Consider the following 21,884-nt stretch of genomic DNA (forward strand, 5'->3'; position numbering starts at 1 on the left):
AAATGCCAGAACGACTTGCGAGATCTTCCGCGAGACCATTCGCTTAAGACTCTATCTGCAAATCAGTTACAGCTCCCCAATTCTGTCTGACGAAAACGAGCTCCCGACCTGTTAGTCTGTGGAAGCTGTTTCCTGAGTGACCTGCTGCGCTGCTAATAATGCCAGAACATTGCGTTCGATCGTAACGCAGATGTCTGTGAGAGGCAGGTGGCTCAGATTCTCTTTTGAGAAGGGATTCTGCAATTCCACACCAATCTGATCCAGTGAGACCAGAGGATAGGCGACCAGCATTACCACTACGGGGATCAGCCAGAAACTGTCTGTCTGGTGCAGCATAGCGAGAGGGAGTGTCAGTAAAAACAATGCGATAAACCGCCTGATCTTAATCGAGTATGCCAGGGGCAACGGAGTTTTCAGAATCCGTTCACAACCGCCGATGTGATCGATCAGAATCCCTCTCTGTTTTTCCACTTCCAGAAAGGCAAAGCGATCCATCTCCCGGTTCTGGCAGGCATCCTGCAGTAATTGACTGATCTGAAAAGCCACATAACCCGGCATATGATCAGAGGCGGCCAGCTGATCCGCTGCCTGCTCACCGACTAAAGCAACGACTTCACTTGAAGGTTTTTCTCCCCGGAGACTGGCACGGGCACTATGCGGAAATACCGCGGCCCAGTGCACCAGATCCTGTTTCCACTTTTCGTCAGCTGGTCCATAAGCGAGACCACTGATGACAAGATTACGGGACTGGTTGACAATTCCGCCCCATAATTTCCGCGCCTCCCACCAGCGATCGTAGCCGGCATTGGTACGCAATACGAGCAGCAACCCCAGCGCGATACCGGCAAACTCGTAGGGTGTGACTTCCAGACCGATTCGTATATCAAAACTTTTTTCAATGGCCCAGGCACAAAGACTGATCCCCGCACTGATCAGGCCAAACGCACCGACATAGGGCAGGACATGCGGCGTCACCGAACCGTGTATTGCAAATGCCTCGCGCCAGAATCCGTTCCGATCAGAATTAATCACACTCGTCCCTCAGTTCGTATTCCATTTTTCAAGCGTTCACCGGTCTGGATTTCATTGCCTCGTTGAGCTCTGCAGACCAGTGAGGCCGCGTATCATAGGAAAAGCGTTTTCGAGATTCAATCTGAGATCAGAAACGGGATTCGAACCTCCGGACAGAAATCTGTGACAGCGAGAATGGTAAAACAGATCCCGTTTGTTTAGGCTGAATTCAGCGTATCCGTATCTTTACCCCCGGGAAGATCCTAATGTACACAAAACAGATTCTGCTGACGCTCCTCTTTTCCCTGCTGCTGCCTGCCAGTGATTACCGCATCGCACGCGCCGGAGAACCTCTGATTGTCGCGCATCGCGGCTTACTTAAAGTGGCGCCGGAGAATACCCTGGCAAATTTCCGAGCCTGCCTGGAACTAAGACTCGGCTTTGAGTTTGACGTGCAACGCAGTCAAGACGGACACCTGGTCTGCATTCATGACAGCACGCTCGATCGCACCACCAATGGCAGCGGGAAGGTCGCCAATCTGACACTGTCGGAGATCAGACAGCTGGATGCCGGCAGCTGGTTCGATCCTCGCTTTAAAGGAGAGCGGGTCCCTACCGTCAAAGAAGTCTTACAACTGGCAGCGCAATATCGTCAGCATGAAATTCTCATCGCCGTCGACTTCAAGGACTCCGACGTTGAGCAGGATGTCGTCAAACTGGCGGAGAAACAGGGCATCCTGGAACACCTGATTTTTATCGGAAGAACAATTCAGGAACCTGTCGTCAGAAAAAATATCAAGGCCATTTCCCTGAAAGCGGAAACAGCGGCGGTTGCCAATAATGCATCCGAATTTTCCGCAGCGCTGTCAGAACCGAATGCAGACTGGGTGTATGTGCGGTACCTGCCAACCCGGTCTGAAATGCAACAGGTACATGCCGCCGGAAAGAAATCCTTCATCGCTGGTCCAACTGTCAGTGGCAATCTCCCCCAAAACTGGCAGCAGGCAACCGAAGCGGGAATCGATGGCATTCTCACGGACTACCCGCTCGATTTACGCGCCTTACAGCAACAGAGTCAGTTGAAATCTGGCGATTGATTCCACAACCGTTGAAAAACAATATATTGTATGCATAATATTTCACAGGGCTTGCCTGCGCTTTGTTTTTCTACCTGCTACTTACATCGAGAATCTTATGTCACCTCTCAGTCTTGAGGACCAGGTCATTGTCGCGTTGCGACGCATCACACGCGCCATCGATTTACACTCTCGCGGACTGATGCAGGAAATTGGACTGACAGCGCCCCAACTGGCCTCACTGCAGACCATCGCCCGGATGCAACCCATTACTGTGGGTGCTCTGGCGAAATCGATTCATCTCAGCCAGGCCACACTCACCGGGATCTTGAGCCGACTGGAATCCCGTAATCTGGTCTCCCGTGGTCGCAGGGGACAGGACAAACGAACGGTCGTGGTTGAATTAACCGCAGAAGGCCAGGCGATGATCCAGAATGCCCCCTCGTTACTGCAGGACCGCTTTCGCCGCGAACTCCTGATGCTGCAGGAATGGGAACAGACACAGATGCTCTCCACTCTACAACGCATCGCTTCGATGATGGACGCCGAGGACATTGATGCTTCCCCTGTCCTGTCTGCAGGCGAAGTTTCAAATCCCTCAGAGCATGATTCCCGCTTCCTGAACGAGTAAAACCGTTTCTCTGCCTGAACCTCCAGCATGTATTGAGCAGACGGGTGGGCAAAAAAATCGAGAATTCGACAATACATGCGAACAGACTCGCTCTCACGCTCCCTTCACAGGTGAGACAAAGTCACATCAGCCTGTCTATGTAGTCGCATTCGCTTACGCCGCCCGTTTCCTCTCCCGTGCGTGGTTGCCAGAACAGACTTCACCTCACACTCTATTCATCTGCAATTCAAAAACTGAGGGTTGACACCCTATATTGTATTGTGTACAAAACATTGCATACTAAATATTATTTAGCTACAAACCGGGTACAGAAATTAAATCAAATTAGCATAAGCCTATTATCTGTATCAACATAACGCCTCTTAACCAGTTATGTTGCACGAATCAATGCTTTGATAACAATACAAATTCAATGCATTAACTGAATTCGACATTATTTTGTAGTCTAATCATTTTCATACACCAGAGCCCATTGCTCTAAAAGCCCGTAAAACAAAGCCAAATGGATAAGGCCCCCCAACTGATTTTTCGCGAGCCCACGCTGGAAGACGGTCTCGCTATTTCCAACCTGGTGAAGAACTGCCCTCCCCTGGACGTGAATTCCCTTTACGTCTCCCTGCTGCTTTGCCGCGATTTTCACGATACCTGTGTGCTGGTAGAGCATGATTCCCAAATCGTGGGATTCCTCTCGGCGTATGTTCCCCCTCATCGAGAAAACACGATCTTTATCTGGCAGGCTGCCGTCGACAGCAGTATGCGTGGCTGTGGAGTTGCTTCGCGCATGCTCGATGCCCTGCTCTCGCGCGAGAACCTGTCAGACATTAACTATCTGGAGACGACGATTACTCCTTCCAACAAATCGTCACAGAAACTGTTTCGCTCTCTGGCGAAACGGCTTAACACGGAGTGCCGAACGTGCAGTGGATTTTCTTCGGACCTGTTTGGTGAAGCTGAAGAACACGAACCCGAAGAACTGTATCAGCTAGGCCCATTCACACTCGAACTTTCTTATGGAGAGAAAACGCAAGTATTATGACTATATTCAACCGACTCGAATCGAATGTCCGGGGATACTGCCGCTCGTTCCCGACAACCTTTACGAAAGCCAACAATGCGACTTTACGTGATGAAGCAGGAAACGAATATATCGACTTCCTCGCCGGAGCCGGTACATTAAACTATGGCCACAACAACCCGGTCCTGAAAAAGAAACTGCTGGAATTCATGGAACGTGACGGTCTGCTGCATGGTCTTGATATGCACACCGATGCCAAACAGCGTTTCCTGGAAGTCTTCGAAAAATACATCCTCTCTCCACTCGAATTCGATTACAAAGTTCAGTTCACCGGTCCCACCGGTACCAACGCTGTTGAAGCAGCTCTCAAGCTGGCACGCAAAGTGACCGGACGCACCAACGTCGTTTCCTTTACCAATGGTTTTCATGGCGTCAGCCTCGGATCTGTCGCCGCGACCGGTAACAGCCATTTTCGCAATGCCGCTGGTACTCCTTTAAACAATGTGACCTTCATGCCTTATTACGGCTATCTGGGTGACAACATCGACACGCTGGAATACTTCGAAGCCCTGCTGAAAGACAACAGCAGCGGTTTAGATCTGCCGGCTGCTGTGATTGTGGAAACCGTTCAGGGTGAAGGGGGCGTGAACGTAGCCAGCTTCGAATGGCTGCAACAGCTCGAAACACTCTGCCAGGAACATGGCATTCTGCTGATCGTGGATGATATTCAGGTCGGTTGTGGCCGCACGGGAAGCTTCTTCAGCTTTGAACAGGCTGGCATTGTTCCCGACATTGTCACACTCTCCAAATCACTGAGCGCCTATGGTTTACCCATGTCACTGGTTCTGATGCGATCCGAACTGGATCAGTGGGAACCGGGTGAGCACAACGGTACGTTCCGTGGAAACAACCTTGCCTTTGTCTCGGCTGCGGAAGCGATCGAAACTTACTGGAGTGACTACCGCCTGGCGCGCGAAGTCAAACGCAAAGGTACCCTGATTGAAAGTCGTCTCCAGGCGATTGCCGACAGGACGACAGAAATGCACCTGGAAGTACGGGGCCGCGGCATGATCTGGGGCCTGGCCTGTTCGGAATATCCGCAACTGCCGGACATGATCAGTGCCGAAGCATTCAAGCGTGGCCTGATCATCGAAACGAGTGGTACCGACAGCCATGTCTTAAAAATCCTGGCGCCGCTGACCATCGAAGATGACCTGCTGCTCGAAGGCCTGGATATCGTTGCCGACTGCTTCAAAGCCGTGCTCAACGACGAAAAGGTGATTAAAGAACTGGGACTGGTCTCAAATTGAGATCAGTCGTTTCGAATCACATTCGGCCAGCAATATTCATACAAGATAGATAGAAAAGTGAGACCATGATCGTTACACAACTGGAGGACATTCTCGGAACAGAGCGAGATGTGCAAGCGGAAACCTGGAACAGTCGCCGTTTATTACTGGCCGGTGACAAGATGGGCTTTTCCCTGCATGACACCTTGATTCATCCGGGCACGGAAACCGAAATCTGGTATCAGAACCACCTGGAAGCGGTGTACTGTATTGAAGGAGAAGGGGAAATCGAACTGATTCCCGATGGACCGACTTACCCCATCCAACCCGGCATGATGTACGCGTTGAATGAACACGACCGCCACCTGCTGCGGGCCAAGACACAGTTACGCATGATCTGTGTCTTCAATCCGCCAGTCACAGGTAAGGAAGTGCATGACGAAAACGGTGTCTATCCAGCAGCCGCTGGCAGCGATGCCTGAATTGATTACATCACAACATCATTTAGTTAAGCGAAAGGCTTCAGAACACAACCTAAAGCGGCAACATCCAAAGAAAGCGCCTCTGATGACCGCCCACACAACCACTGACTCTACGACTCGCGTAGAGGATCTGTATCCTTCTCGCGTCAAACAGCAACCTGAGTTTCTCGAACGCCGTGATCCGGTCGTGTATGGAGATGCTCAAAATGGACCGTTGAACGCGGAACAACTTGATCAATTTGACCGGGACGGCTTTCTGCTGCTGCCCGGATTTTATACTGCAGAGCAGGTAGCGTTTTGCCATCAGGAACTGGATGCGCTGCGTGACTCGCTCGAAATCAGACAGCGTCCCGAAGCCATTGTTGAGCCGGACGGTTCGGCGTTACGTTCGCTGTTTGCGGTGCATCGACTGGAAATCAGTGCTCGATTTTCGCAGGTTGCCTCGGACAAAAGAATCCTGGAAATGGTCATGCAGGTCCTGGGGAGTGAAGTATATATCCATCAGTCGCGAGTGAATCTGAAACCCGGATTTGCCGGCAAAGAATTTTTCTGGCATTCCGATTTTGAGACCTGGCATGTCGAAGACGGACTGCCGCGCATGCGGACGGTCAGTTGTTCGCTCCTGCTGGATGATAATTACGAGTTTAATGCACCGTTGATGCTGCTGCCGGGATCGCATCGTCAATACGTCACCTGTGTGGGTGCAGCGCCCGAAAACCATTATCAGTCTTCGTTGAAACAACAGAAATTTGGAGTACCCGATCCTGAATCGCTCACCCGGTTAGTGAACGAACACGGGATCACCCAGGCGACAGGCCCCGCCGGTTCGTTGCTGCTGTTTGACTGCAACACCATGCATGGATCGAATGGAAACATTACACCGTTTCCCCGTTCCAACCTGTTTTTTGTCTACAACAGTATCTGGAACCAGCTCGTCCACCCCTACTCCAATCAGAAACCACGACCTGAATTTATCGCCTCACGTGAATTCAGCAACACAATGAAACCCAGAGAGTTCATTTGATGTCGTACAATCCATTCCGCATTCCCAGGCGACCTGCAGGCTTCTGTACGGTTCGTTTCATGAATCTCAGAAAGAGACGCTGATGAACCGCCTCTTTCAGCTGATTCAGAAAATCGAAGCCTTCCTGCTGGCCTGGTCGATCATTGCGATTGCAGCACTTTCCATCGGGAATGTGTTCTGCCGGGCCGTGCTCGGCTTCAGCGTTTCCTTTACCGGGGAACTCTCCCAGTTCCTGATCATCATTGTCACCTTTGTCGGCTTAAGCTACGCCGCCAGTCGCGGACGCCACATTCGCATGACGGCGTTCTACGATCAGCTCAATCAGCGCTGGCGTAAGATCCTGATGATTGCCATCAGCGGCTTGACCGCTCTGTTGATGTTGATACTCGCCTGGTATGCGTTCGAATATATTTCCACGGTCCGCTTTCTCGAGACCGTTTCTCCCGTCCTGCAGGTTCCCCTGTACCTGGTTTACCTGTTCGTCCCTCTGGGTCTGCTGCTGTCAGCCATTCAGTATGGCTTGACCGTGATGCGAAATCTGACGTCCCCCGATGTCTATATTTCGTATACCCAGAAGGATGAATATGAAACCACGGTGGTAGGAGAACTCTGAAATGATCCATCCGGTGAGGAGATAACGGCGTGGAAGTATTACTCATTCTGGGAATCATGCTCGTACTGTTGATGCTGGGCTTTCCGATGAAGGTCCCCCTCATTGTCGCAGCGCTGGCGGTTCTGCTGGTGTTTTATCCTGATGTGACTCCGGCGGTACTGATTCAGCAGATGATCGGCGGGATCAAGCCGGCGGCGTTGATCGCCGTCCCCATGTTCATTTTCGCCGCCGATATCATGACGCGCGGGAACTCGGCAAATCGATTACTCGACCTGGTGACTGCGTTTGTTGGTCATCTGCGAGGCGGCCTGCCCATCGCCAGTGCCATCAGCTGTACCCTGTTTGGTGCGATGTCCGGTTCAACCCAGGCGACGGTTGTCGCCATCGGCGGTCCGCTGCGTCCGCAGTTACTCAAAGCTGGCTACCCCGACTCCTTCACCACCGCGCTGATCATCAATGCCAGTGACATTGCCCTGTTGATCCCCCCCAGTATCGGCATGATTGTGTATGGCGTTGTTTCAGGAACTTCCATCGGCGAGATGTTCATCGCCGGCATCGGTCCCGGTTTATTGGTACTGCTGATGTTCTGCATCTACTGTTGGATCGCCTCCATTCGGATGCAGATTCCCCGGCAACCCAAAGCGGATTCTGCAAAACGACGCACCGCCATTCAACGGGCATTACTACCGTTGGGATTTCCGTTGATCATCATTGGCGGCATCTATTCCGGTATCTTCAGCCCGACAGAAGCCGCCGCCGTCTCTGTTCTGTATGCCGGCATATTAGAAATCGTCTGCTTTCGCGATCTCTCTTTGAAAGACATTCCCGACATCGCACTCTCGACGGGCCTGGTCACTGCAGTCGTCTTTATCCTGGTCGGCGCTGGCGCAGGCTTCAGCTGGGTCATTTCATTTGCTCAACTGCCTGATGCCCTCATCAATCAATGGCTGGGACTGACTCCCGAATCCGGTTACTGGACGATTATGCTGACAATTGCGGTCGCCTATTTCATCGGCTGCATGTTCGTCGACCCGATTGTGGTCATCCTGATCCTGACTCCCATTTTCCATCCTGTCGCAGCGGCCGCCGGCATCGACCCGGTGCTGGTTGGTATCGTAGTCACCCTGCAGGTCGCGATCGGCTCGGCCACGCCTCCGTTTGGTTGTGATATTTTTACGGCGATCGCGGTCTTCCGTCGTCCCTACCTGGAAGTCATTCGCGGCACACCCCCGTTTATCGCCATTCTACTGCTCGCAGGTGTTTTATTGATTGCGTTCCCAGCCATTTCTCTGTTTCTACGCGATCTGGCGTTTCACTGATCAGACAGGTACCGACGATGCACAGCACATTCTTTTTCAAACTGATTCAGTTATGCGGACTGCTGATCTGCCTCACTCTGCCTGCTGCCTGTGAATCACAAGGGGCCGCCTCCACAAACGAACCGGTGGTGCAGTGGCGTTTTGCCATTGAAGAAACGATCGGCAGCGTACAGCATCAATACGCCCTCAAGTTTAAGGAACTGATTGAAACGCGGTCCGAGGGAAAAATTGAAGTCACGATTTATCCCTATGGAACTTTGGGGACGTCAGATCAGATTACCGAACTCGTCGACATGGAGGTGATTCAGTTTGCCATGGCTTCGCCGGGCCATCTGGGGAAACTGATTCCGGAGGTCCAGGTCTTTCTGCTCCACTTTCTGTTTTCCGATGACGACGAAATCAATAACAAGGTGCTCAACGAAGATCCAAAACTGCAGGACACCTTTGATGAACTTTACGCCCGCAAAGATCTGAAACTGCTTTCGATTTTTTCCGAAGGCTGGCAGGTCTGGACGACCAAGAAGGACATCCAGACTCCCGAAGATTTTGAGGGGGTCAAAATGCGGGTCATGACAACGCCTCTGTTACTGGCCGCTTATGAAGCCTATGGTGCAAGCCCGACTCCTCTGCCTTACTCTGAAGTATACTCGGCTCTGCAGCTGAATATGATCGACGGTCAGGAGAACCCGGTCTTTGCGATTCAGGAAATGAATTTTTATGAAGTCACCGACTGGATGATCTTCGCGCGACACGCTCCCTTTATCACCACTGCTGTCACCAATCGTGAGTTTTTCAACTCCCTCCCTCCGGAACGACAACAGCTGGTTCTGGGAGTTGTCTCCGATTTAAATGTTTACATTCTGGATGTACAGAAGCAGTTCAACCGCGAGCGACTGAATCTGATTCGTAAGAACCGCCCCAAACTGAAGATCGTCGATGAACTCACGCCGGAAGCCCGCGCCGCATTTCGCGAAGCGAGTCAGCCCGTCCGCGAGCAGTTCATTGAGATGACCGGCGAAGATGGTCGCAGGCTGCTGGAAGAAATCAAAGCGACCATCAAAGAATATGAACAGCAGCAGACTCCCTGATCTTTGTCTGCGTCACTTCGAATATTCTAACTCTCAATCTGCTTTTTCTCCGACCGCATTTTTCTCTGCGTGATTGCTGAACCTTCCTGTGCATCCTGCTGTCTATGCAGGAACGATTGTTCGTCGTTCGTCCAGCGGCGTGCAGGTCACCGTGTCCGGTTTGATGCTGTACGTGCCGTGTCGGGTTTCTAAGTGGATGCGGACAATATCAGGATAGCTCAATTGGCAGAGCACCAGACTCTTAATCTGGCTGTTACAGGTTCGATTCCTGTTCCAAGCAAGAGTTAGCCGGAAAACGGCTATCTCTCAAACGCAGCAAGCGTTAACCCTAAGAAACCGGACGAAGACAGATGTCCGTTGGATCGGCCTGATCTGATGGACTCCCTGCGGATTGCCTGCAACTCGCAGGGGGAAAGTGATTTCAGGCAGCACAAGGCACCGCCTTGCAGTACGTGGATACCGCTGGTCTGCTTTCAACGTAGAAACATTATGCAGCGAGGTGTGATTCAGCTGGGATTCCTCCAGGTCCCCAGTCTGAATCGAGCCGAGTGGATCACTGTGGATGCGGTGGAAGCAGCCTGCTGAAGCGTACTCCGCGAAGTGCCTGTGTGATCGGCGAACACTCTGTCTTCGAAAGGTGTCTCTTCGAAACGGTTCGCGACACTGACGTCGCGTTTTATTTTTTTGTCTCTGCTTGAATGTTAAAGCAGAAATTCCAGTCCAGGGACGTTCCCTGAGGAGGTAGTCATGTTCGGTATCAAATACTATGAAATTCACAGTTACGAAATGGGACTGTTCTTCAAGAATGGTGAATTTCAGGGACTCCTCAAAACGGGTACGCACTGGTTTTTCGATCCCTTCGATAAGGTTCAGGTTGACATCGTTTCGCTGCGCGCTCCGCTGCTGATTCACGAAAAACTGGACCTGATGTTCAAATCGCAGGCACTGCAGGAACATGCGCTGGTGCTGGACCTGCAGGACCACGAACGGGGTCTGGTCTGGATTGACAACCGGTTCAACCACATTCTGGCACCTGGTCAGTACGTCTTCTGGACAGAGCTGAAAGAAGTGCGAGTCGAAATCGTCGATGCGCGTAAAGTACGCTTTGAGCACATCGATCTGAAAGTCATCGCGCGCTCTGTCTCTGCACAGCGTCTGCTGGATGTCTGCACGGTGGAACGTAACCATGTCGGCGTCCTGTTTATCGACGGTCGCTATGTGGATACACTGGATCCAGGTCTGTATGCGTTCTGGCTGGGTCAGTCCCAGGCGCTGATCGCTGAATACGACCTGCGGGAAACCATGGTCGACATCAGTGGTCAGGACATCATGACTGCGGACAAAGTCACACTGCGGATTAATGCCGTGGTGACTTACAAAGTAGTCGATGCCCGGAAAGCCGCTTCACAGACAGACGACGTGCGACAGGCACTCTACCGCGAAACGCAGCTGGTGCTGCGTGCCGTTCTGGGTGCCCGGGAACTGGACGTCTTTCTGACTGAGAAGGATGTGCTGGCGCAGGACATCGAAGAGAACCTGCGACGTCGTGCCGCTGAACTGGGTCTGGAACTCGCATCGGTGGGTATTCGCGATGTCATCCTGCCAGGCGAAATGAAAGACCTGATGAATAAGGTCACCGAAGCGAAAAAAGCAGCGGAAGCGAATCTGATTGCCCGTCGTGAAGAAACAGCGGCGATCCGCAGTCAGGTGAATACTGCCAAACTGCTGCAGGACAACCCGGTTCTGATGCGTCTGCGTGAACTGGAAGTCCTGGAAAAAATCGCTGCGGAAAACAAACTCAACATCATCCTGGGTGAGAAGGGTTTGACTGACCGTGTGGTAAACCTGCTTTAATGCAGATTTCCACTTCAATCAAAGCCCCGGATCTGAGAAATCGGATCCGGGGATTTTTTTAATAAACTACTGGAAAATTGTGAACCTTTCGGGTAAAAATGTCCTCACAACAGTATATCTGACGTAGCTCACTCCAGTGTTTCACTTTGAGGTTGAATCGATGTCCATTACGGTCCAGTGTGGAGAATGTTTTCAGAACTATAAAGTCAAAGAGGAACGGGCGGGCCAGACCCTGAAATGCAAATCGTGTGGCAGTAAAATGCGAGTGCCTGCTGCGGAAGAGGAACTGGAAGACCTCTCCGCCGATTATGGCGAGCCGATTGCACAGCCACGCAAGAAAAAAGCAGCCCCATCGAAACCCAAAAAGAAAAAGACCTCGACCAGAAAATCGCTAAACATCTCAGTGGGCGGCATCGTCAAAAAAACTTTTGGTGTGCTGGCGATGGCATTAGGAATCTTGATTCTGGTGGGAGCTTTCTACGCGCTCTTTGCTGGTGATGCTGGCGATGGGAGACGTTCACGTCCCGTTGGTGGACTGGTAATGGCGGGGGTTTGTATGAGTGTTGGCAAAAGATGGCTCTTTGATTAATGATTCTGGAAATCAATGCTCCTCCGCATCCAGTCCAAATTCATCAATGCGACTGTTCACGAACGCGGCCAGATTCTCGGCATCATCGGTGCCGATGCGCAAAGTGCCTCGTTTCATCTGTAGTGTGACACAGTCGCGGCCCCAGAGATTCCAGACCCAGCCTCCGCGCGGGCTCAGATGAATTCCCCAGCCTTCCAGCAATGTGGTCCGGTCCACTTCGGCGCGACACACCTCTTCGTACAAGACACTGCGTTGCAACAGGGGGAGCGGACCAAAGCAGATCCTCAGCCGATCTATTTCGTCAGACACGGTCAGATGATGAAAGCCTGTCGCCAGGATCAACATCACCAGACCTGTCAGTACGAAGATCAGACTCAAGAAAGATTGAGGGGGCACCGTCCGTACAAACCAGGCAATCACAAAAAACGCAACCGCCAGTCCGTACAGAACCAGACAGAGCGGTCCCCGCTGCCGGTGATAATACAGAGAAAGGCTGGTCATGTCGGGTTCTCAATCTCGTGAAATAACTGAACGACCTCATTATATTCATTTCCACTGAATTTCGATATTCCCCACAACATGATCGGAATCACCAGAGTCAGTAAGGGAATCGCCCAATGCCCGCGGACTGTGCCCCCCGCAGCCTCTGCTGTGGAGAGGGACCAGAGATAAATGGCGATACCAATCGAGATTCCTGCCAGAGTAGCAATCCAAGCAAACCGGACCGCACGCTTTTCTGTCTTCCGGATTTTCTCGCTGTGTTCTTTGACTTCTGCCGTCGAAGCAAATTTCCCTTCCATCAGTTTGACTTTGCAGAGAGGGCAGTACCCCGTCCATTGCACGACTCTTCTCTGCTTCACTACCGAGTTCTGACAGTGCGGACACTTGATATTCGAGTTTCGTCGTGCACGTTTGACCTGATAGCTCAGATAGATGATTGAAATACTACCGGCACATAATACTGCAGGAATAAACAAGAATTCGCAATTTCGGCAAACACATTCGTCCTCTGCAGTAACGACTTTCGAAATTCCCTGATCACTCTCACCATAGGATCTGTAAACATAAACAAGTAGAAAAACAGAGAGAAACGCAGAGAGAAAAAACAGTACTCCGGCTCCAAACCCATGGACAATGAGTCGAATGTCATATTGATTCACTGCGGAAGCGAAACTCTGTCTGAAATCTGAAACGCTATTCCCCCCGTTATTCATGGGCAGACTCTTCCTGCCTTAATTTCTCATTCAGCTTTCGTTCCCGGCGTTTGCCTGATCTTTTGCAAAAGACGGACAGAAGGATCAAAACCGCCGACATGAAGAAGATTGCCTTCACGCCTCCATAAGAGGTCTCCTGCCCCAGCACTTCTTCCAGACTTTTCATCCAGTAATACATGGGAATCGAGAGAGGTAAAATAATAATCGCGGACCAGAACGTGGTACGAGCAAGGTTTTTCGAACCGATGATGTCCTCACGTTGCCTGATTATTTTCTGCTCCGCATAGTACGCATTTGCTGCCTCTGCGGAGGGGAGAGTCCCTGCCATAATGATCTGTCTGCAGTGCGGACACATTCCCGTCGTTAACAGGTGTTCCTTCAGCTGGTGATACAATGGAACGGAACAGAGAGGACACTTTAAACAGGAGTTACTGCATATCCTGAAGAGATACCAGAAGAATAGAATGATTGGCAGCAGAAAGAGCATTATTACTACAACGCTCTGGGCAGGGCTCATGCATTCACCTGCGGAGGTCCCATTGCACTTCAGCCAGATCAGTGCATATTCTAAAAGCAATGATCCTAAAAATAGATTACCAGCCCACTTCCCCTTCTGATCATGCTCTCTCGAAGCCTGTTCGAAGCTGGCTCTGAATTCCTGTAGTTCAACGTCTGAGTTATTTACGTCATCTTTCTTCCCGTTATCCATGAGCAGTCTCTTCCTGTTTTAATGGCTCATTCAGCTTTCGTTCCAGATGGTTGCCTGTTCTTTTGAGAAAAACTGATAGAAGGATCAAACCTGCCGATACGATGAGAACGCCACTGACGGGTCTGTAGGAAGTCTCCTGCCCGAGCACATCCTGCAGGCTATTGATCCAAAAATACATGGGAATAGCGAGTGGCAATACGAGAAATGCGGCCCAGAAAGAAATCCTTGCTCCGCTCTTCATATTTACTATTTCCAGACGCTTACTTTTTAAGTTCTGTTCCGCATAATACGCATGCGCTGCCTCTGCTGAGGGGAGAGTCCCTTGCATTATGATCTGCCTGCAGTGAAGGCACATGCCTGTCGTTAACAAATGCTCCTTCCGCTGGTCATACAAAGGACCGGTACAGAGGGGGCACTTCAACCGGGAATCCCTGCTCACTCTGATGAGATCCCAGGCAAAAAAAGTCAGCGGCAATAGAAGGAGCACCGTTACAACTGCGCTCATAGATTCATTGCTGGGGGTCCCACTGTACTTGATCCAAATCCAGAGCAATGCGTATTCGATAAACCACGATCCGAAGAGCAGAGAACAGGCCCATTTCCCCTTCTGTTCATCCTCTCTCATAGCCTGTTCGAAGTTGGCTCTGAATTCCTGCAGTTCAGCGGCTGAGTCTTTCACGTTTTCATCTTTCTTACAGAAAAGACTTTTCTATGTTTCAAACGATCTTAGCCCTCTACAGGATCATATTATTCCAGTCTGTATACTGCTGAATCAGGAATCAGTCGTCTCCCCAAAACAATCTGTTTCGCTAAACTCTTTGATACTTATACTTTAACCTAATCCTCAGTAATAGATCGCGAAAAGCCGAACCAGAAGTTTCTCTGGTAGTCATTTAGTTAAAGTGCAGTAAGATACTTCTTTCCCTCTATTCCAATCAGAAAACTTTCCCATGTCTGATGCCAATCAACCCGTTCTGTTCTACAGCGTCAGTGAAGCATATGGGGAATTCTCAAACTTTGCTGAATACCCGATCCAGGTAGATGGCAAACGGTGGCCAACCTCGGAGCATTATTTTCAGGCGCAGAAATTTGCCGAGGTGCAGCATCGGGAAGCAATTCGTAAAGAGCCATCTCCCATGCAGGCCGCGCGGATGGGGCGTGATCGTAAACGGCCGCTCCGAAAAGATTGGGAATCAGTAAAAGTCGCCGTCATGCGGACTGCCGTGCTCAGTAAATTTGCACAATATGAGGAACTGCGCATGCTCCTGCTTTCAACAGGTGAGCGGAAAATAGTAGAACACACTACAAACGACAGTTACTGGGGTGATGGTGGAGACAACAGCGGCAAGAACATGCTGGGGCGAATCCTGATGGAAATCCGGTCACAACTTCGCGAACAAGCTAACAATAACACGTAAACCTCAGGGAAACTCAATATACTCGACGGGTACGCTATCTGTCAGCCAGACCTGGTTTGGTGTGACAAAGAATTCGCAGCCTGCCTGATGCATTTCCCGCGCCCGGACTTTCAGTAACACCGGTCTGCCGCGTCTGCGACCGACGGCAATGCTGGTCTGCTCGTCCACATGCAGATGCACGTGATGCCGATTCATTTTTTTGAGCCCTTCCCGGGAAATGGGTTCGATAAATTTCTCGGGAGTGCCATGAAACAGGATCTCGGGGGGGAACCGCTGTGGTGTATCCGAGGTCGACGGAAATCGAATGGCCCTGGTTGGCACGAATGCGGGTGCCGTCGGCGTTGAAGGAAAACCGCTGTTTGTCATTCGACTGCACGACGGTGTCGAGTGTCGCGCGCGACATCCCTTTTCCCTGCTGTGACATCGCTGCCAGTAATATATCGACATCGACCCAGCCCGATTCGTCCAGCGTAATCCCCACCGTCTCCGGCTGGTGCCTGAGAATCAGACTCAGGAATTTGCTTTTCTTTTTTAATTCTTGTTCGTTCATTTTATCTATATCTTTTTTCTTCTGCGGATTTCAAATCCGTTATTTCTAAATTGATTCATTCTATAATTTTCACGCCTGCCTTCTGCATTTCCTGGCTGGCGCGATCTACATCACCTGGTGAGAGATTGACGCCTCGACAACCGCGCTCGATCAAGCGGGTCTGGAACCCCAGTTTTACAGCATCCAGAGCCGTCCATTTCACACAATAGTCAGAAGCCAGGCCCAGGACCGTGACAGTCTGCACCCCCTGCTCTTTCAGGTACTCTCCCAGGCCGGTCGACTTCTGATGGCCGTTATCATAAAAGCCGCTGTAACTGTCGATTTTCCGGTCTGTCCCCTTGGGAAAGACCCGGTCGATCTGGCCCTGGTTCAAATCGGAATGCAATTCCGCGCCCCGGGTCCCCTGCACGCAATGATCGGGCCAGAGAATCTGATCCAGGCCCGCCAGGTCAATCAGTTCCCCGATCTCCCGATTGGGATGCTGACTGGCAAAACTCAAATGATCGGCCGGATGCCAGTCCTGCGTCGCTATGACCAGATCGAAATCCGACATCAACTCATTGGCGACCGGAACGACCTGATCCCCCTCGGGAACCGCCAGCGAGCCACCGGGCATAAAATCATATTGCAGGTCAACCAGAATCAGTGTGTTCATGTTTTTCTCTTTCAATAAGGAGGCAACAGACGTCGAAATCCCAGGGTGATGACCACACAGGCAAAGGCCAGATTACGCGGTATGGTCGCCAGCCACCTCATGCCGGGAGGAGCGACTGCTTCTGAAATCGACTGCGGTTCGGCCAGACTGACCGCCAGCGATTCCATCCATTTCTGATTGCGGGGCCATTCTGCCAGATGTGACAACCATGCTGCAGGAATCGCTTCCGCTCCCAGGTTTGCACCGGAAATCGCCCCCGTGATGGCGGCGACACTGTCGGTGTCACCCCCCAGCATTACGGCGTTTTCTACCGCTTGTCGGAAGTCGCCGGGCGAATATGCCCAGCAGTACAAAGCAGCGGGAACCGTCTGATTGACAAAACCGCTGATCCCTTTACTCCAGCCCTGCACCTGAGCGAACGTTTCCGGATCAGTAGACCGGGAAAGATGTTCGACGGCGTTCTGGATTGCAGTTTTCAGCCCCTGATCCTGAATGGTCAAGGCGGAAGCCTGTAGAAATTCGACCGGCGTTTGTGCAGAACCGCTGCTGGTCAGTCGTGACGCTTTGGCAACCAGTAAGGCTCCTTCTTCGGCTCTTGAATCCAGATGAGTCACGCGGGTGCAAACACGAACCAGTTGCGCGACCTGGGGGTCAGTCTCTGCGTAAATTCCCAATAACGCCGATCGCATTGCGGGACCGTTGCCCGCACTGTTGACTCCGCTGCGCTGTGGAGAAACACCCAGCAGCAGTTTCAGACAGGCACGTAACGTGCCTAAGCCGACTCCTGCAGGAAGACACACAAACCAGCGTTTGAGTTCACCCGCAAATATTTTTTCGAATGCGACGGGATCTCCCTGAGAGAGCGCCAGCGCGCGGCCTACCATCATCGTATGTTCGGTATCATCACTGCAGAACCCACGGCCCAGAATCAGATTCGGCATCAGCGGAGGCACACCATAGAGCTTCCGGCCTCGCTTTTTTGACAAGCCTTCCCGTTTCAGACCGACCGCATCAGCGACAGCCGTCCCCAGCAGGCATCCCAGGATTTGCTCGTATTTCTCCATATCAGATCTCGAAATGAAAGCCCTGTTTCGTCAGACGTTTATATTTGCGATGATCGAATTTGTAGAGCCGGGCCGCACGATGAGCCACGTCGGTCTCCACTTCATCCAGTTCAATCAGAATTCCCATGCTGAGGATTTTTTTACGGAAGTTGCGTTTATCGAGCGGTCGATCCAGAATGACTTCGTACAGATGCTGAATCTGACGCAGCGTAAACTTGGGCGGCAGCAGTTCAAAACCGATCGGCTGATAACGGACTTTGCCGCGCAGGCGTTCGTGTGCCATCTCTAATATTTCGGGGTGATCAAAGGCGAGTGCCGGCACATCATCCACGGCGAACCAGGCGGCATTGCGGGCATCGGTGGCGGCCTGGATACGGTGATCGGAAAGATTCACCAACGCATAATAGGCAACCGTGACGACCCGTTCGCGCGGATCACGGTCCACTGTTCCGACCGTATAGAGCTGTTCCAGAAACACGTTTTCAATGCCGGTCTCTTCCTGCAGCTCCCGGCGGGCGGCTTCTTCCAGCGATTCTTCCAGTCGGACGAAGCCTCCGGGCAGCGCCCAGTCCCCTTCAAAGGGGGGGAGGTCGCGCTGAATCAACAACACCTGCAGGTCGGCTTCGTCCAGGCCGAACACGACGCAGTCAACGGTCAAAGCGGCCCGGGGATATTCATAACTATATTTCATTGTCTGACCTTCAAATTCCTCTTTCTTTGTCCACGAATTCGCGCAGCTCCTGCAATTCCTGCTGATAGCTGCCTGAGAGAATCGGGAAACGACACCAGGTTTTAGGATCCAGATTCTCGTCATCCAGATGAAACGAAGGCGCGTAGCGCTCACGTTTCCATTGATTGCGTGACCAGAGTTGGAAGAAGCGGATCACCCAGGCAGACAGTTGCTCTGGCGAATAGCCTGGAAACTGAGTTCGTGCCAGTCGATAAATATCAACCGGCCCCTGTTTATCCCGAATGGCGGCCCGTTCGATCCAGTCCAGCAGTTCGTACGGCATCAGATCGGTTTCATCCGTCTGATGAGAGGCCTGTGGACGCAATTCCGCCGTTGGTTCCTGTTGATTCACCAGCTTCAACATCGGAAGCGTTCCCACGCCCTCCGGCCCCGCTGCTTCCATCCACAGCAGCCACTGACGCAAAAACGCTTTATCGATTCCGGAAATCGGCGAAAGCCCGCCACAGGTATCGCCATCCATCGTGGTATAACCGACGGCGGCTTCAGACCGGTTACTGGTCGCCAGCAGAAGTGCGTTTCGTAAATTAGCGATCATCCAGATTCCCGGTGCCCGTACGCGGGCCTGGATATTCTGTAAGGCAACATCATCGGTTTCCCAGCTCAATTCACGTCCGACCGCTTCTGTGACGAGTCCGACATAATCCTGCACGATTGAATCTACGTCGAGCTTGAGATAATTGGCGCCAATCGCTTCGGCCAGTTTTGCGGCCGCCTGTTCTGTGGTTTCCGAACTGTTACGCGTGGATTGATACACGCAGGTCAGCAGTCGAGAGACCAGATCTCCCACATCGGTGGCCTGATCCAAACCCGGAATATGAGACAGTTTTGCCTGGAAGGGTTCGAGACCCAACTCGTCTACTGCCAGCTTTACCATGAGCCAGACCAGCGTGGCGACAGCAGAAGAATCAGCGCCACCACTCAGAGAGATAATGAATCCCTGGGAACGGCTTTTACGCAGATAATCATACAGCCCGAGTGCGACCGCGCGAGAAAACTCTTCCGCTTTGACGTCCAAGGACGTTTCCCAGGATTCCGCAGTCTGAATTTTCGGCTGCGGTTGGATTTCCGGAAATGAAAATGAGGAGACGATCCGATTTTCAGACTGTCCCAATTGATCCGGTTGAAAACTCATCAGGCGGGCGCGATTCATGCGTGTGAGATCAATGTCGATGACAGCCGAGGTGACGACAACGTCTCTAAAGCAGAGCCGCGGCCCTTCCGCCAGGATGGAACCGTTGCTGGTGACCAATGTTGCCCCATCATAAATCACACGTCCGGCATCGTTCCCCAGCAGATTGGAATAGAGATAGCTGACGCCATAAGCGCGTGAACTTTCCAGAACCAGTCGACGGCGAATTTCCTGTTTCCCAAAAGCGAAGTGGCTGGCACTGGGATTAACGATCAGATCGACGGCTGCCTGTGACAGATCGCGTCCCGGACGTCGTGCCGCCCAGGCATCCTCACAGATCTCGAACCCGATACGAATTCCGCCACACTCAAATATCAGATTGCCGATCGGATAAGACTGACCTTCCATTTCGACCTGGCTCACATGCGGTGAATTCCAGGGTTTGAACCAGCGTGGTTCGTAATGAATGCCGTCTCCCGCAAGATGATTCTTTGCGACAAAACCTGCGATTTTCTGATCGACAATCAGGCAGGCACAGTTATAAAGTGCCCCGCCATGAAACAGAGGCAGCCCGACTGAAACGATGAGCCCCTCTGTCAACGGCAGCAGTTGTTGCAGTGAATGAAGTGCTCTCTGTTGAACGTCGGGGGAGAAGAAAGCATCTTCACAGCCATAACCGGTGATACATAATTCGGGCAGACAGACCAGACTGGCGCCCTGTTCGCGTGCGGTGGAAATGGCTGTTTCCATATTCTTCAGATTCCCCGCCCAGTCCAGCGGAGTCTGATTGAGTGCTACTGCAGCAACCTGAATCAATTGCATGGCTGCTTATCTCACTTTCTACCTTTAATCGATGATGGTCCGACATTCCCTACGTGGGATGTGGATGCCGGGCTCTGAGAATTTCCGCTGTTTTGAATTCATGCAGTTCCTGTTCGAGTCCCACGGGATACTGATGCGGTGCCGTATGTCGGCGAACACCATTATGAAACTGTGACAGTTGCTGCTGAACCCGCTGCCGAATCTCTGTCAGTGTTTCGCTGTCTCTAACAACTTTGCCCTCGCGAACAAACGGTAAAAGCAGGTCTTCTGCCTTGAGATCACGACTTAACAGACGCCGCCGTGTCGGATCGAGGGGATCGACGACGATATCACTGACGGGCTGTGGATTTAATTCATCATAGATCATATCAGCGATCGCCCCTTCGGAATTGAAGAAACGACGCACCTGCAGAATGCCGGGAGTAGACGTCTTGATTGCCTGCTCCGACAGTTTCAGTTTGCGTTCCCACTCCCCGGATTCATTCTGAATTGCCCCGAGTTTGTAAACGCCTCCCAGTGCCGGCTGATCGTAGGCGGTCACCAGTTTGGTCCCCACGCCCCAGACCGCGATGGTTGCGCCCTGGGCTTTGAGACTGGTGATGATGCCTTCATCGAGATCATTGCTGGCAACAATCGCGACCTTCGTCAACCCGGCTTCATCGAGCAGCTTCCGGGCTTCGATGCTGAGATAAGCCAGATCGCCGGAGTCCAGTCGAATTCCGACCATCTCATGTCCTGCTGCACGCAGCTGGAGCCCGACCTGAACGGCATTCCGCACGCCGTCCAGAGTGTCATATGTATCAACGAGGAAGACACAGTTATTAGGCATGGCTTCCGCGTATTCCTCAAAGGCAGACAGTTCGTCTTCGAATGACATGACCCAGCTGTGAGCATGAGTCCCTTTGACGGGAATCGAAAACAGTTTTCCCGCCAGCACATTCGATGTGGCAGAACAACCACCCAGATAGGCGGCACGGCTGGCAGCCAGACCGCCATCAATGCCCTGTGCACGCCGCAGGCCGAATTCCAGCACCGGGTCCGCACCGGCAGCTGCACAGATCCGGGCGGACTTGGTGGCAATCAGCGACTGGTAATTGACCAGATTCAGGAGCGCTGTTTCCAGTAACTGACACTGCAGAATCGGCCCTTTCACGCGAACCAGTGGTTCATGCGGAAAGACGACTGTCCCTTCGGGTACGGCATCGAGATCGCAGCAGAATTCAAGGCGGGTCAGGTAGCTCAAAAACTCCTTGGAAAAGAGGGGCGCGCCGTCATTCCCCTGCAGACTGCTCAGATAATCAATATCGCAGTCTGAAAATCGGAACTGGTTCAGATAGTCGATCGCATACTCCAGCCCGGCCGCAATCGTGAATCCCCCCTGGAAGGGATTCTTGCGGAAGAACAGATGAAAGACGGCTGCCTGTTCGGAACGGCCTGATTTCCAGTAACCCTGCGCCATCGTCAATTGATACAGGTCCGTCAGCAGAGCCAGTGGTGTCTGATAGATTTGTGATAACTTCGACATTGCTCTTCCCCTTGTTAGTGTATTATCGACACTATCAATTCGAAAGTCAAGCAGTC

Annotated in this window: 23 protein-coding genes, 1 tRNA gene and 1 pseudogene; 14 read left to right on the top strand and 11 right to left on the bottom strand. The window is 52.0% G+C overall.

Annotated elements, in window-relative coordinates:
- Positions 1 to 111: 111 nt before the first annotated feature.
- Entirely contained in the window at positions 112 to 1,032 is a 921-nt protein-coding gene (locus tag ACN0YN_RS13645; protein ID WP_417385574.1) for a bestrophin family protein, read from the bottom strand.
- Between the two features lie 245 nt (positions 1,033 to 1,277).
- Between ACN0YN_RS13645 and ACN0YN_RS13650 the strand changes: the two genes are divergently transcribed.
- The 13 genes from ACN0YN_RS13650 (at position 1,278) to ACN0YN_RS13710 (ending at position 11,991) form a co-directional block, all read left to right on the top strand.
- Positions 1,278 to 2,108 carry a glycerophosphodiester phosphodiesterase gene (locus ACN0YN_RS13650; protein ID WP_417385575.1) on the top strand — a complete coding sequence of 277 codons (831 nt, stop codon included), beginning with the start codon at positions 1,278 to 1,280 and terminating at the stop codon, positions 2,106 to 2,108.
- A gap of 97 nt (positions 2,109 to 2,205) precedes the next feature.
- The gene (locus ACN0YN_RS13655) at positions 2,206 to 2,718 is read left to right on the top strand and encodes a MarR family winged helix-turn-helix transcriptional regulator (RefSeq protein ID WP_417385576.1); all 513 of its coding nucleotides are present in this window, start codon (positions 2,206 to 2,208) and stop codon (positions 2,716 to 2,718) included.
- Positions 2,719 to 3,220: 502 nt separating this feature from the next.
- Positions 3,221 to 3,754, top strand: a complete 534-nt coding sequence (gene ectA, locus ACN0YN_RS13660; RefSeq protein WP_417385577.1) for a diaminobutyrate acetyltransferase — start codon at positions 3,221 to 3,223, stop codon at positions 3,752 to 3,754.
- Positions 3,751 to 5,043: a diaminobutyrate--2-oxoglutarate transaminase gene (ectB, locus tag ACN0YN_RS13665; protein WP_417385578.1), complete on the top strand. Its 1,293-nt coding sequence runs from the start codon at positions 3,751 to 3,753 to the stop codon at positions 5,041 to 5,043. Before ectA ends, ectB begins: the two co-directional genes overlap by 4 nt.
- Positions 5,044 to 5,108: 65 nt before the next feature.
- Positions 5,109 to 5,504 (top strand): ectoine synthase, encoded by a 396-nt coding sequence (locus tag ACN0YN_RS13670; protein ID WP_417385579.1) that lies wholly within the window; start codon positions 5,109 to 5,111, stop codon positions 5,502 to 5,504.
- Between the two features lie 85 nt (positions 5,505 to 5,589).
- A complete protein-coding gene (gene thpD / locus ACN0YN_RS13675) occupies positions 5,590 to 6,528 on the top strand; it encodes an ectoine hydroxylase (RefSeq protein ID WP_417385580.1) in 939 nt (312 codons plus the stop codon).
- An 82-nt stretch (positions 6,529 to 6,610) separates the two neighbouring features.
- Positions 6,611 to 7,141 carry a TRAP transporter small permease gene (locus tag ACN0YN_RS13680; protein ID WP_417385581.1) on the top strand — a complete coding sequence of 177 codons (531 nt, stop codon included), beginning with the start codon at positions 6,611 to 6,613 and terminating at the stop codon, positions 7,139 to 7,141.
- A gap of 56 nt (positions 7,142 to 7,197) precedes the next feature.
- Positions 7,198 to 8,460, top strand: coding sequence for a TRAP transporter large permease (locus ACN0YN_RS13685; protein ID WP_417385717.1), 1,263 nt, complete (start codon positions 7,198 to 7,200; stop codon positions 8,458 to 8,460).
- 17 nt (positions 8,461 to 8,477) lie between these two features.
- Complete coding sequence (gene dctP / locus ACN0YN_RS13690; protein ID WP_417385582.1) at positions 8,478 to 9,548, top strand: TRAP transporter substrate-binding protein DctP; 1,071 nt, start codon at positions 8,478 to 8,480, stop codon at positions 9,546 to 9,548.
- A gap of 211 nt (positions 9,549 to 9,759) precedes the next feature.
- A tRNA-Lys gene (locus tag ACN0YN_RS13695) sits at positions 9,760 to 9,825 on the top strand.
- Between the two features lie 80 nt (positions 9,826 to 9,905).
- On the top strand, positions 9,906 to 10,133 hold the full coding sequence (locus ACN0YN_RS13700; RefSeq protein ID WP_417385583.1) for a hypothetical protein: 228 nt from the start codon (positions 9,906 to 9,908) through the stop codon (positions 10,131 to 10,133).
- A gap of 162 nt (positions 10,134 to 10,295) precedes the next feature.
- Positions 10,296 to 11,402 (top strand): slipin family protein, encoded by a 1,107-nt coding sequence (locus tag ACN0YN_RS13705; protein WP_417385584.1) that lies wholly within the window; start codon positions 10,296 to 10,298, stop codon positions 11,400 to 11,402.
- A 160-nt stretch (positions 11,403 to 11,562) separates the two neighbouring features.
- A complete protein-coding gene (locus ACN0YN_RS13710) occupies positions 11,563 to 11,991 on the top strand; it encodes a hypothetical protein (protein WP_417385585.1) in 429 nt (142 codons plus the stop codon).
- 12 nt (positions 11,992 to 12,003) lie between these two features.
- Here ACN0YN_RS13710 and ACN0YN_RS13715 read toward each other — a convergent pair whose 3' ends face one another.
- From ACN0YN_RS13715 to ACN0YN_RS13730, 4 genes are all read right to left on the bottom strand, one after another.
- Positions 12,004 to 12,492, bottom strand: coding sequence for a hypothetical protein (locus tag ACN0YN_RS13715; protein ID WP_417385586.1), 489 nt, complete (start codon positions 12,490 to 12,492; stop codon positions 12,004 to 12,006).
- The gene (locus ACN0YN_RS13720) at positions 12,489 to 12,851 is read right to left on the bottom strand and encodes a hypothetical protein (protein ID WP_417385587.1); all 363 of its coding nucleotides are present in this window, start codon (positions 12,849 to 12,851) and stop codon (positions 12,489 to 12,491) included. Before ACN0YN_RS13720 ends, ACN0YN_RS13715 begins: the two co-directional genes overlap by 4 nt.
- 346 nt (positions 12,852 to 13,197) lie before the next feature.
- A complete protein-coding gene (locus tag ACN0YN_RS13725) occupies positions 13,198 to 13,533 on the bottom strand; it encodes a hypothetical protein (protein ID WP_417385588.1) in 336 nt (111 codons plus the stop codon).
- A gap of 373 nt (positions 13,534 to 13,906) precedes the next feature.
- On the bottom strand, positions 13,907 to 14,242 hold the full coding sequence (locus ACN0YN_RS13730; RefSeq protein ID WP_417385589.1) for a hypothetical protein: 336 nt from the start codon (positions 14,240 to 14,242) through the stop codon (positions 13,907 to 13,909).
- A gap of 622 nt (positions 14,243 to 14,864) precedes the next feature.
- Between ACN0YN_RS13730 and ACN0YN_RS13735 the strand changes: the two genes are divergently transcribed.
- A complete protein-coding gene (locus ACN0YN_RS13735; protein WP_417385590.1) occupies positions 14,865 to 15,332 on the top strand; it encodes an NADAR family protein in 468 nt (155 codons plus the stop codon).
- A gap of 3 nt (positions 15,333 to 15,335) precedes the next feature.
- Here ACN0YN_RS13735 and ACN0YN_RS13740 read toward each other — a convergent pair.
- The 6 genes and pseudogenes from ACN0YN_RS13740 to ACN0YN_RS13765 all read right to left on the bottom strand — a co-directional run bounded on the left by ACN0YN_RS13740 (position 15,336) and on the right by ACN0YN_RS13765 (position 21,828).
- Positions 15,336 to 15,882 (bottom strand): annotated as a pseudogene (locus ACN0YN_RS13740) (RNA 2'-phosphotransferase).
- A gap of 55 nt (positions 15,883 to 15,937) precedes the next feature.
- Complete coding sequence (gene pncA / locus ACN0YN_RS13745; RefSeq protein WP_417385591.1) at positions 15,938 to 16,537, bottom strand: bifunctional nicotinamidase/pyrazinamidase; 600 nt, start codon at positions 16,535 to 16,537, stop codon at positions 15,938 to 15,940.
- A gap of 11 nt (positions 16,538 to 16,548) precedes the next feature.
- The gene (locus tag ACN0YN_RS13750) at positions 16,549 to 17,601 is read right to left on the bottom strand and encodes an ADP-ribosylglycohydrolase family protein (protein WP_417385592.1); all 1,053 of its coding nucleotides are present in this window, start codon (positions 17,599 to 17,601) and stop codon (positions 16,549 to 16,551) included.
- Between the two features lies 1 nt (position 17,602).
- On the bottom strand, positions 17,603 to 18,292 hold the full coding sequence (locus tag ACN0YN_RS13755) for an NUDIX hydrolase (RefSeq protein WP_278471990.1): 690 nt from the start codon (positions 18,290 to 18,292) through the stop codon (positions 17,603 to 17,605).
- A 10-nt stretch (positions 18,293 to 18,302) separates the two neighbouring features.
- Positions 18,303 to 20,303: an NAD(+) synthase gene (gene nadE, locus ACN0YN_RS13760; protein ID WP_417385593.1), complete on the bottom strand. Its 2,001-nt coding sequence runs from the start codon at positions 20,301 to 20,303 to the stop codon at positions 18,303 to 18,305.
- A gap of 49 nt (positions 20,304 to 20,352) precedes the next feature.
- Complete coding sequence (locus ACN0YN_RS13765; RefSeq protein WP_417385594.1) at positions 20,353 to 21,828, bottom strand: nicotinate phosphoribosyltransferase; 1,476 nt, start codon at positions 21,826 to 21,828, stop codon at positions 20,353 to 20,355.
- Positions 21,829 to 21,884 lie beyond the last annotated feature (56 nt).

Source organism: Gimesia sp., from assembly GCF_048260065.1.
GTDB lineage: Bacteria > Planctomycetota > Planctomycetia > Planctomycetales > Planctomycetaceae > Gimesia.

What these genes read in the sequence shown, in the direction of transcription:
- pncA (WP_417385591.1), bottom strand. Translation starts at nt 16,537, where the DNA reads ATGAACACACTGATTCTGGTTGACCTGCAATATGATTTTATGCCCGGT.
- ACN0YN_RS13715 (WP_417385586.1), bottom strand. Translation starts at nt 12,492, where the DNA reads ATGACCAGCCTTTCTCTGTATTATCACCGGCAGCGGGGACCGCTCTGT.
- ectB (WP_417385578.1), top strand. Translation starts at nt 3,751, where the DNA reads ATGACTATATTCAACCGACTCGAATCGAATGTCCGGGGATACTGCCGC.
- ACN0YN_RS13655 (WP_417385576.1), top strand. Translation starts at nt 2,206, where the DNA reads ATGTCACCTCTCAGTCTTGAGGACCAGGTCATTGTCGCGTTGCGACGC.
- ectA (WP_417385577.1), top strand. Translation starts at nt 3,221, where the DNA reads ATGGATAAGGCCCCCCAACTGATTTTTCGCGAGCCCACGCTGGAAGAC.
- ACN0YN_RS13765 (WP_417385594.1), bottom strand. Translation starts at nt 21,828, where the DNA reads ATGTCGAAGTTATCACAAATCTATCAGACACCACTGGCTCTGCTGACG.
- ACN0YN_RS13750 (WP_417385592.1), bottom strand. Translation starts at nt 17,601, where the DNA reads ATGGAGAAATACGAGCAAATCCTGGGATGCCTGCTGGGGACGGCTGTC.
- ACN0YN_RS13730 (WP_417385589.1), bottom strand. Translation starts at nt 14,242, where the DNA reads ATGCAAGGGACTCTCCCCTCAGCAGAGGCAGCGCATGCGTATTATGCG.
- ACN0YN_RS13710 (WP_417385585.1), top strand. Translation starts at nt 11,563, where the DNA reads ATGTCCATTACGGTCCAGTGTGGAGAATGTTTTCAGAACTATAAAGTC.
- ACN0YN_RS13735 (WP_417385590.1), top strand. Translation starts at nt 14,865, where the DNA reads ATGTCTGATGCCAATCAACCCGTTCTGTTCTACAGCGTCAGTGAAGCA.
- nadE (WP_417385593.1), bottom strand. Translation starts at nt 20,303, where the DNA reads ATGCAATTGATTCAGGTTGCTGCAGTAGCACTCAATCAGACTCCGCTG.
- ACN0YN_RS13755 (WP_278471990.1), bottom strand. Translation starts at nt 18,292, where the DNA reads ATGAAATATAGTTATGAATATCCCCGGGCCGCTTTGACCGTTGACTGC.
- ACN0YN_RS13650 (WP_417385575.1), top strand. Translation starts at nt 1,278, where the DNA reads ATGTACACAAAACAGATTCTGCTGACGCTCCTCTTTTCCCTGCTGCTG.
- ACN0YN_RS13685 (WP_417385717.1), top strand. Translation starts at nt 7,198, where the DNA reads ATGCTCGTACTGTTGATGCTGGGCTTTCCGATGAAGGTCCCCCTCATT.
- ACN0YN_RS13670 (WP_417385579.1), top strand. Translation starts at nt 5,109, where the DNA reads ATGATCGTTACACAACTGGAGGACATTCTCGGAACAGAGCGAGATGTG.
- ACN0YN_RS13705 (WP_417385584.1), top strand. Translation starts at nt 10,296, where the DNA reads ATGTTCGGTATCAAATACTATGAAATTCACAGTTACGAAATGGGACTG.
- ACN0YN_RS13725 (WP_417385588.1), bottom strand. Translation starts at nt 13,533, where the DNA reads ATGGCAGGGACTCTCCCCTCCGCAGAGGCAGCAAATGCGTACTATGCG.
- ACN0YN_RS13680 (WP_417385581.1), top strand. Translation starts at nt 6,611, where the DNA reads ATGAACCGCCTCTTTCAGCTGATTCAGAAAATCGAAGCCTTCCTGCTG.
- thpD (WP_417385580.1), top strand. Translation starts at nt 5,590, where the DNA reads ATGACCGCCCACACAACCACTGACTCTACGACTCGCGTAGAGGATCTG.
- dctP (WP_417385582.1), top strand. Translation starts at nt 8,478, where the DNA reads ATGCACAGCACATTCTTTTTCAAACTGATTCAGTTATGCGGACTGCTG.